Below are 8,405 nucleotides of genomic sequence, written 5' to 3' on the forward strand. Positions count from 1 at the left end.
CCAGATCTCGGCGAGCGCCTTCTTCGCACCCGGGTGCGCGGAGGTCGGCAAGGCGGCCAACACATTCCCGATCTTGTTCCTCTCGTACACCTTCCCGTCTCGCTTGCCGGACCCGCATCATCCGGTAGTACTGACACGTCCCGGCGTTGTCGGGGCCGCTTTCCGCCCTCCCCGGCGTCTCCCGGGTCAGGCTGCCCCCAGCTTCGCTATGCTGCCGCGACAGCACCGCGGCGAAGGTCTTTCACCTCCGCTCGGTTAAACAGCGCCTCGTGGCGCACCAGATCCCCTTCCCAGTGCCCTGGGACAGTGCGGTCGGTGGCCTCGGCAGGCCGGGCGGCGATCCTGACCTCGGGGGTGACCATGCTGTCGCGGCGCCGCCGGGCCCGAGCGCGTGGCACCCGCAGAGCCCGACCGGTACGCAGACACGCGGCCAACTCTCGGCGCAGCCCACCCCGGCCCTCGATGTAAAGAGACTGGTAGATCGCCTCGTGCGAGATCCGCATCGTTGTGTCGTCATCGTTGTGTCGTCGGGAAAGTCGACCCGCAGCCGGCGGTTGGCCGCCGTGCTCATGCGCCACGCACCCGCCCTGCTCGCCAGGGTCGGCGTCGGACCGGACACCGCCGCGGCGCTGCTCATTGTCGCCGGCGACAACCCGCGACGGCTGACCAGCGACCGATCCTTCGCGGCACTGTGCGGGGTGAGCCCGATCGAGGCCTCGTCGGGGAAGACCCGCCGACACCGCCTCAACCGCGGCGGCGACCGCCAGGCCAACTCCGCCCTGCACCGCATCGTCATCACCCGGCTGCGCTGCGACCCCCGCACCCGCGCCTACCAGCAACGACGCCTCGCCGAAGGCAAAACCCCACGCGAAATCGTGCGCTGCCTCAAGCGCTACATCGCCCGCGAGATCTACAACGCCATCCCGCGCACCAGCCCACCGGCCACCGCGGCTACTTGACAACACAGGGGCGTCAGTGCCTCCAGCCCCTCACCACGCCCGCATTGTCGACGACCAGGTAGTCGTCCTTGCGGGCGCCGTTGAGGTCGGCGAACCGATCTCTGGCGCCAATGTCACAGCGGCCGGGTGGCGGCCGGGCAGCGGGTGGCGGCCGGTCCCGGTTCGGACCGCGGCACCCCCCACTGCGCGGCGGGCCTCACGGGTCGTCCGCCGCCGGGCCAGGAGGAACCAGCGCGACCGGACCCCGAACCCGTCGAGCGCCGGCGCTACCGCAGCCAGAGACAGCGGCCTGCCCGAGCTCCGTGATACTAGAAGACCTGTCCGACGTCTTGGCGGACGATCGTGGCCATGCTGTGTTCGGCCAGGGCGGCGATTGTCATGGATGGGTTGCAGGCGCCGGTGGAGCCGGGGATCCGTGCGCCGTCGAGTACGTAGAGGCCGCGGTGGCCGAGTATCCGGCCGTACTGGTCGGCGGCGGCCCCCATGGGAACGCCGCCCAGCGGATGCCAGGTCGACGGCGCGGCCTGGTCGGTGTCGATCATTGTTCCGCCGCCCGCGGCGGCCAGCCGTTGCATGCGTTCGGCGATCAGCTTCTGCAGGTCGGCCTCGGCGGACGCCGGCCAGGTCAGTCTGGCGTCGTCCTTGTCCGGATCGTAGGCCCAGGTGCCGGCCGCCTGGACGACCCCGAAGCCGACGACGGTCATCATCTTGGTCCCGGGGATCTGCATGGGCGATCCGGCGTGGATGAAGGTGAACGGGATGGGGCTGAGCGGGTCGCGCCCCCCCACACAGGCCGGGCCGCCCTGCTGGGTTCCGATGTCGCCGTTCATCCCGGTCCACGCGTAGATGCGGTCGCCGTTGTTGCCCCACTGGGTGCCGACGGCGTCCGGCAAATTCGGTACGAGGTTCTTGGCGCGTGCTTTGACCAGGAGTCGTGTCGTGCCGGCGGAGCCGGCGTTGAGGAACACCGCGTCCGCGACGATCCTTTTCCGTTCCTGGACTGTGCCGTCGGTGGCGATTCGGTCGACGGCCAGTACCCAGCGCTTCTTCCCGTCGAGTGAGATGTCGCGGACGACGTGCAGCGGCTCCACCCGCACCCGGCCGGTCTTCTCCGCGGCGGCCAGATAGGTGACATCGATGGAGCGCTTGCCGCCGTTGTTGACACCGAAGGCCAGGTCGCTGGTGGTGTAGGTCGGCTGGTACTCGCCCTTGAGCTCACCCCGGACGAAGTTCCAGTCGACGGGCAGGGGAACCCGGAACGGCTGTAGGTCGGCGTCCGGTGCGGTTTTCAGGAACAGCCGGGATGAGCGGTAGGGTTCGGTGTTCAGGATGTCGTCGGGGATTGTGGAGATGCCCAGCATCCTGGCGACGGTCGGGTAGGCCCACCGGTTCAGCTCGTCGTAGAGGCCGGCTGCCGTCGGCATGGACGCGGCAAAGCTTTCCTTGGTCGGCTGCAGCGTCATGCCGTGGTAGGTCAGGGAGCCGCCCCCGACCCCGGTCCCGCAGTTGATGTCCATACCGTCGCCCATCACGGTCTCGATGACTCCGGTGAACGGCTTCCAGGTCTTGTCGACACCTCGGATCATGCTGTGGTCGGTCAACCAGGAGGATCGGTTGTCGACGGTGGCGAAACGGCTGAAGGTTGTCGCATCAGGTCCGCTCGGCCACCGGATGCCGCGTTCCAGGACCAGCGTCGGGACGCCGGCCTCGGCCAGCCGCAGCGCTGTCACACCCCCACCGAAGCCGGTGCCGACGACGACGGCCCGTTCCCGCACCTCGGTCCCGGCGGCCCCGGCACCGCCGGAGCTCTGCGGTTGTGTGTCGTCGGAGCAGGCAGCCAGCCCGCCGGCCGCGGCCGCGCCGAAAGCGGCCGTCCCGAGAGCCGCTCCGAGCATCTTCCGACGGGTGAGGCCCGCCATGGTTTCCCGACTCAAGGGAGCTTTGCTGGAAGCTTTGTCGGACATCCTGACTCCAGTTCTGTCCACTGCCGGACGCCTGCTCTCCGCTCTCGCGGGCACAAGGCCGGATCCGGTTCAGCTGGCGAGTTTCTCGATGTGCGCGGCCGCCGCGGCCGCACCGCCGGCGGCGGCGAACTGCCCGCGCAGCCGCGTGGCGGCTGTCCGGTAGGTCGGGTCGTCCAGCACCTTCCGCAGGGCATCGGCGATCGTTGCCGCGCCGGCACGGCCGAACCGGATGCGGGTACCGGCCCCGGCCTGTACCACCTGTCTCGCGATGATCGGCTGGTCGTCACGGACCGGTGCGACGACCAGCGGGACTCCGTGTGCCAGCGACTCGCACACCGTGTTGTTGCCGGCGTGGCAGACCACCGCGGCCAGGTGTGGCAGCAACGCGAGCTGCGGCACGCGCGGCGTGACGAGCAGGTCGGCGGGCGCCTCCCGAGCCAGGTCGTCGGCGGTTCCCGGCGGTGCGACCATGACCGCCTGCACGTCGGTGGCCATCGACCGGACCGCCTCCGCGGCGGCCCGCAGAAAACGGCGACCGGCGTCGCGGGTGACCGTGCCCAGCGATACCAGGACGGTGGCCCGGGATTCGTCCAGCCACGTCCACGGGAAGTCCGGGTCGCCGTGGCGCCGACCGGCCGCGCAGCCGACGAAGACCATCGACTCCGCGAAACGGCTGGCTTCGAGTAAGCCCGGCACGGAGCAGACGATGGTGAGCTGGTCGGAGAAGCGCGGGTCCGTGGCCGCGGCCTGTTCCGTGGAGATCCCGTGGGCGAGCTGGAAGTCTGCGAGCAGTTCGGCGATCCAGGAGCCCACGCGGTCGAACCCGGCGTAGGGATTGTCGAACTCGGCGGGCGTGGTGGCGAGGACGGCCAGCGGCGTGCCTCGACGGCGGGCTACGACCGACGCGCCGACGGCCTGCTGGTCGGCGACCACGACGTCCGGACGGAACTCGCTGACCAGGGCGTCGATCTGGGGGATCATCGCCGCGCCGAGCGGGAGGAGAAAATCCTGCCAGAGGAACTTCAGCGCGGCCACGCCGCGAAGCCGCTGGGAGGCGGCCTCCATCCTGATCCGTTCCGCGGCGTCGTCGGCCCGTCCCCCGGGCAGCGCGAGCAGGTCGACGTCCGCCGGCACCATCGGCGCGACGGCGTCGGCATGACCGGCGACTGCGACCTGGTGACCGCGTGCGGCGAGTTCCTCCGCGACCGCGACGGCCGGGTGGACATGGCCGGCGAGCGGCGGCACCACGAACATCACCCTCGCCATGTCGCACCAGCGTCCCGGGCCGTTCGCAGGAGTCGGCCGTCATGGTCGTGGTCCGGGGCTCCGAGGCCCGGCGGCGGTACCTTCTCGCGCACCCAGTCGGGCATGACGTGGCCGGGGCCGGGCGGCGGGGTGTAGGTCGGCAGAGGCGCCGTCGCACGTTCGAACAGCCACCAGTGTGTGAGTGTGCGCAGGTAGCCGGTGGCCTCGCGGAGCACCCCGTGGGTGTGGTTGCGCAGGACGACCAGAGTGCAGTCGGGCACCAGCGCCGACAGGCTGGCCGCCTGGTCGATGATGTCCGAGTTGGCGCCGTACACGGCGAGCACCGGCGCGGTGAACGCGGCCAGGCGCGCGAGGTCGAAGGGTGGGGTGGCGAGCATGTCCCGCCGCAGCGTGGTGTCGCGCAGCAGCCGTCGCGCGGTGCGCATGGTCCGCGCCGCCGCGCGCCTGGCGTTGTTGGCCAGCCACCGCTCGACGTCCTCGTGCGAGGTCGCCGCGAGCACCCGGCTGAGCGAGTGTTCCATCTGGGTGCCGAGACTGTCGACGAGGAAGGGCGGCTCGATCAGCGTCAGACTCGCCACCTGCTCCGGATGCGCGAGGCTGTGGGCCAGGGCCAACGTCGCCCCGTAGCTGTTGCCGAGCAGGTGCACCGGCCGGCCGACGCCAAGCGCGGTCAGCAGCCCGGACAGGTCGGCGAGGGCGCTGGCCATGTCGTACCCGTCGGGCGTCTGCTCGCTGCGCCCGTGCCCACGCAGGTCGTAGCAGATGACCTCGCAGCCCGCGTTGGCCAGGTAGGTACCGAGGCTGAGGTACAGGCTGGACAGGTTGTCGATCACCATGCCGTGCAGCATCACGACGATCGGCGCGTCGGGATCGGCCCCGTGCCTCGGGGTGAGGCGCTGGACGTTCAGGCGGATCCCGTTCGCGATGACGTCAGCCACGGCTGGCTCCGGACGGGCTGTCGGCGATCCGGTGGACGGCGTCACCGACGCCCACGCTGATCACGTCGTCCAGGCACGTCGTGGCCAGGATGCCGACGTGCGCCGCAGGGCGAGGGCAGGCAGGCGGTGGCAGCGGGGTTCGCGTGGTGGCTGGGATGCTCCGCACGATCGGCATGCTCCCGTGCCAGGCTTGCCCAGACTTGAGCGTTAGATGCGGGTTTGCTGGAGATTTTCGATTATGGGCAGTTCGACGCGGACGGTTGTCCCACGCTCCGGCGACGTGTCGAAGGCGATCTTCCCGTCGTGGGTGGCGACGATCGCCGCCACGATCGGCAGGCCGAGTCCCGAGCCGGGCCGGGAGCGGCTCGCGTCGGCCCGCCAGAACCGGTCGAACGCCCGCTCGGCATCCCGCGGGCTCATCCCCGGCCCGGTGTCGCTCACCTGGAGAACCGCCGTGCCGCGGGCTTCCTCTGCCCGCACCGACACCGACACCGAGGCGGTGGGCGGGGTGTGCACAAGCGCGTTCTCCAGGAGGTTGGTGAGCACCTGCCGCACCGCCACCTCATCCCCCTGCACGATGACCGGGCCGCACACGCGGCATCGCAGCTCGCGGGACGGATACCGCTCCGACACCTCACGTTCGACGTCGCGGACCACCGCGGCGAGGTCGACGCGTCCGTGCTGCCCGGCTGCGTTCTCGTCCAGCCGCGCGAGGAGCAACAGGTCCTCCACAAGGTCTGCCATCCGGCGGCCCTCCCGCCCGATCCGTCGCATCGTCTCGTCGAGGTCCTCGCGTTCACGCAGGTGTCCCTGCCCCCACAACTCGGCGAGCCCCCGTATCACCGAGACAGGCGTGCGTAGTTCGTGTGAGGCGTCGGCGACGAAGCGCTGGAGCCGATCCCGGCTCTCCTGCTGCTCGTCCAGCATGACGTTGAAAGCGCGAGCCAGGTGACCGGCCTCCGACCGGGGCGATCCCATCGCGTCCACCCGCCGAGAACGATCACCAGTGGAAATCGCGTCGGAGACCTGCGTCACGCGGGCGATGGGGCGCAGGCCCAGCCGTTCCACCCAGTAGCCGGCGGCTACCAGCACGGTCAGCACAAACGCGCTGACGGCGAACATCGCTGACCGGATCCGTCCCGTCGCGGCCTCCACTCCCGCCAACGACTGGGCCAGCAGCACATCCCGGTCACCCGTGCCCGCGACGAAGACCACCCGCCACCGTTGCGATCCGGACGACGAGTTCACGGTCACCGCGCGCAGCGAGGTCAAGGGCCGCGCTCCCGCCGCCGGCGTCTGGGGTGCCTGCCCCGCGGCGACAGCCGGCTCGAGTATCACCGTGCGCCGGTCGCCCGACAGCACCGCCACGTAGAAGTAGTTCAGACCGTTCTGCACGCTCCGGATGGCCGAGACGGCACCGGGAAGGGCCTCGGCTGGCCCGACAGGTGCGGACAGGTCGGGCGACGGCCCCGCCTCGCCGAGGGACACCGTCGCCGCCGCGCCGCTGGTGAGCTGCTGGTCGATCTGGTCGACCTGGGCCGTCCACACCGACTGGATCAGGAGAAAGCCGGCGATCGCGAGAACCCCGAGCACCACCCCGCCGGCGACCGCCAACCGTAGCCTGAGCGTCATGCCACGTCATTCATCGCTGAGCCGGTAACCCACGCCGCGCACGGTGTGAATAAGACGCGGGGAAGAAACTTCGACCTTCTTCCGCAGCGACGAGACGAAGGTTTCGACGACGGTGGACTCACCGTCGAAGGCAAAGTCCCAGACATGGTCAAGAATCTGCGCCCTGGTCATCACCCGCCCCGCGTTCCGCAGCAGGAAACGCAGCAGCTTGTACTCGGTCGGCGACAACACGACAGGTCGGCCCCCGACGGTGACCCGGTGGGCGTCCTCATCGAGGCTCAACTCGCCGCAGGTCAGTACGGATGTCTTCGCGACCGCGCCGCGGCGGCGCAGGATCGCCCGGCTCCGGGCGACAAGCTCCTCGACGCTGAACGGCTTGGGCAGGTAGTCGTCGCCGCCGAGCGTGAGCCCCCGCACCCGGTCGTCGAGGCCACCACGAGCCGACAGGAAGATGACGGGCACCTCCGCCCCGGCGGCACGCATCCGCTGGCAGACCTCGAAACCGTCGAGGTCGGGCAACATCACATCCATGATGACGAGTCCGATCGGCGTGTCGCCGCTGGCAAGGCGTAGCGCCTCGCGCCCGGTGGAGACCTCGATCACCTCGAAGTCCGCCAGCCGCAGCGCCATGGCGACAACGTAGGAGACGTTCTCCTCGTCTTCGACCACCATCACTGGAACGGGCACCATCTGCCCATCATGACGACGGGCCCGCCGGGCGGCGGAGACCGGCCCGCTTGCTGCGACCTGGCGTGACAGGTCGGTACGACACGGCGGCATGATGGCCGGCCGCGCCTGCACGCCCGCGGCAGCCGATCTTCCGGCTGAGGGTGTGCGTGGCGGCCGCCGCCCCCACGGCCCCGTCTCAGATGGTTCCGCGGCGATCGGCCGGAGCTGCCCACCACAACGGCACCTCCAGCAAACCCGCGACTAACGTTCAAGTAACGGCAAGCCTGGCGCGCAAGCATGCTGATCGTGCGGAGCATCCCGATCACCACGCGCAGCCCGCGCACCACCACGCGCAGCCCGCGACCCGCCCGGCCTCGCCCCGCGGCGGGCATCCCCCTGCCGACAGCGCTACCCGGTGAGCGGCGCGGGAGCAGATTTCCCGAGGCAGAAGGCGGCGGACGACCAGAATGAGTACTGATTTCGAGGCACGTATCAGGGCGCGGTTCCAGGAGGGTTTCGACCAGTGGAACCACGGCTATGAGGCATGGCTGAAGTGGTGCGACACGCTGTACGAGCCGGACGCCCACTACAACGTCTACAGCAAGCGACTGACCCTGCAGGAATACAAGGACATGATGGGGCAGCTGTTCGCGGTGTACGACATCGAGCTGGGGCAGCTGGACAACGTCCTGATCGAGGGCGACTGGGGAGCCATTCGGTACTCGGTCTACATCCTGGACAAGACGACCGGCGTGCGGTCGGAGCTGAAGACCATGGAGTTCGTGCAGTTCAAGGAAAACCCAGCACCGACGGGTGCGCGGGTGGTCGAGGGCCGGGCCCTGTCGGACAACCCACTCTCGGCGGGGTGACCGCGAAAACCCGTCAGCAACTACTCACCGGGGCGCTGTTGCATCGGCGATGTCCACCTTCGCGTAGCCGCCGATCAGTCATGATCAGAGGATGCGTCGACGTCGTGT

Annotated in this window: 7 protein-coding genes and 2 pseudogenes; 2 read left to right on the forward strand and 7 right to left on the reverse strand. The window is 69.9% G+C overall.

Features of this window, described 5'->3' with window-relative positions; all coding sequences use genetic code 11:
• Nucleotides 1-275 precede the first annotated feature (275 nt).
• Nucleotides 276-556: pseudogene (locus MXD62_RS26315) on the reverse strand (IS30 family transposase); the annotation flags it as partial.
• A 22-nt stretch (nucleotides 557-578) separates the two neighbouring features.
• Here MXD62_RS26315 and MXD62_RS26320 point away from each other — a divergent pair.
• Nucleotides 579-959, forward strand: a pseudogene (locus tag MXD62_RS26320) (transposase); the annotation flags it as partial.
• A 308-nt stretch (nucleotides 960-1,267) separates the two neighbouring features.
• On the opposite strand, the gene MXD62_RS26325 reads toward MXD62_RS26320, so the two are convergent.
• The 6 genes from MXD62_RS26325 to MXD62_RS26350 all read right to left on the reverse strand — a co-directional run bounded on the left by MXD62_RS26325 (nucleotide 1,268) and on the right by MXD62_RS26350 (nucleotide 7,449).
• Nucleotides 1,268-2,923: a GMC oxidoreductase gene (locus MXD62_RS26325; protein ID WP_248832106.1), complete on the reverse strand. Its 1,656-nt coding sequence runs from the start codon at nucleotides 2,921-2,923 to the stop codon at nucleotides 1,268-1,270.
• A 69-nt stretch (nucleotides 2,924-2,992) separates the two neighbouring features.
• Nucleotides 2,993-4,189 carry a glycosyltransferase gene (locus tag MXD62_RS26330; RefSeq protein WP_248832107.1) on the reverse strand — a complete coding sequence of 399 codons (1,197 nt, stop codon included), beginning with the start codon at nucleotides 4,187-4,189 and terminating at the stop codon, nucleotides 2,993-2,995.
• Nucleotides 4,177-5,127, reverse strand: coding sequence for an alpha/beta fold hydrolase (locus MXD62_RS26335; protein ID WP_248832108.1), 951 nt, complete (start codon nucleotides 5,125-5,127; stop codon nucleotides 4,177-4,179). The genes MXD62_RS26330 and MXD62_RS26335 overlap by 13 nt, the downstream gene beginning before the upstream one ends.
• On the reverse strand, nucleotides 5,120-5,293 hold the full coding sequence (locus MXD62_RS26340) for a hypothetical protein (RefSeq protein ID WP_248832109.1): 174 nt from the start codon (nucleotides 5,291-5,293) through the stop codon (nucleotides 5,120-5,122). The genes MXD62_RS26335 and MXD62_RS26340 overlap by 8 nt, the downstream gene beginning before the upstream one ends.
• Before the next feature lie 41 nt (nucleotides 5,294-5,334).
• Nucleotides 5,335-6,759 carry a HAMP domain-containing sensor histidine kinase gene (locus tag MXD62_RS26345; RefSeq protein ID WP_248832110.1) on the reverse strand — a complete coding sequence of 475 codons (1,425 nt, stop codon included), beginning with the start codon at nucleotides 6,757-6,759 and terminating at the stop codon, nucleotides 5,335-5,337.
• A 6-nt stretch (nucleotides 6,760-6,765) separates the two neighbouring features.
• Nucleotides 6,766-7,449: a response regulator transcription factor gene (locus MXD62_RS26350; protein WP_248832112.1), complete on the reverse strand. Its 684-nt coding sequence runs from the start codon at nucleotides 7,447-7,449 to the stop codon at nucleotides 6,766-6,768.
• Between the two features lie 446 nt (nucleotides 7,450-7,895).
• Between MXD62_RS26350 and MXD62_RS26355 the strand changes: the two genes are divergently transcribed.
• Complete coding sequence (locus MXD62_RS26355) at nucleotides 7,896-8,297, forward strand: hypothetical protein (RefSeq protein ID WP_248832111.1); 402 nt, start codon at nucleotides 7,896-7,898, stop codon at nucleotides 8,295-8,297.
• Nucleotides 8,298-8,405: the final 108 nt, after the last annotated feature.

It is taken from the genome of Frankia sp. Mgl5, assembly GCF_023242985.1.
GTDB classification, from domain to species: domain Bacteria; phylum Actinomycetota; class Actinomycetes; order Frankiales; family Frankiaceae; genus Parafrankia; species Parafrankia soli.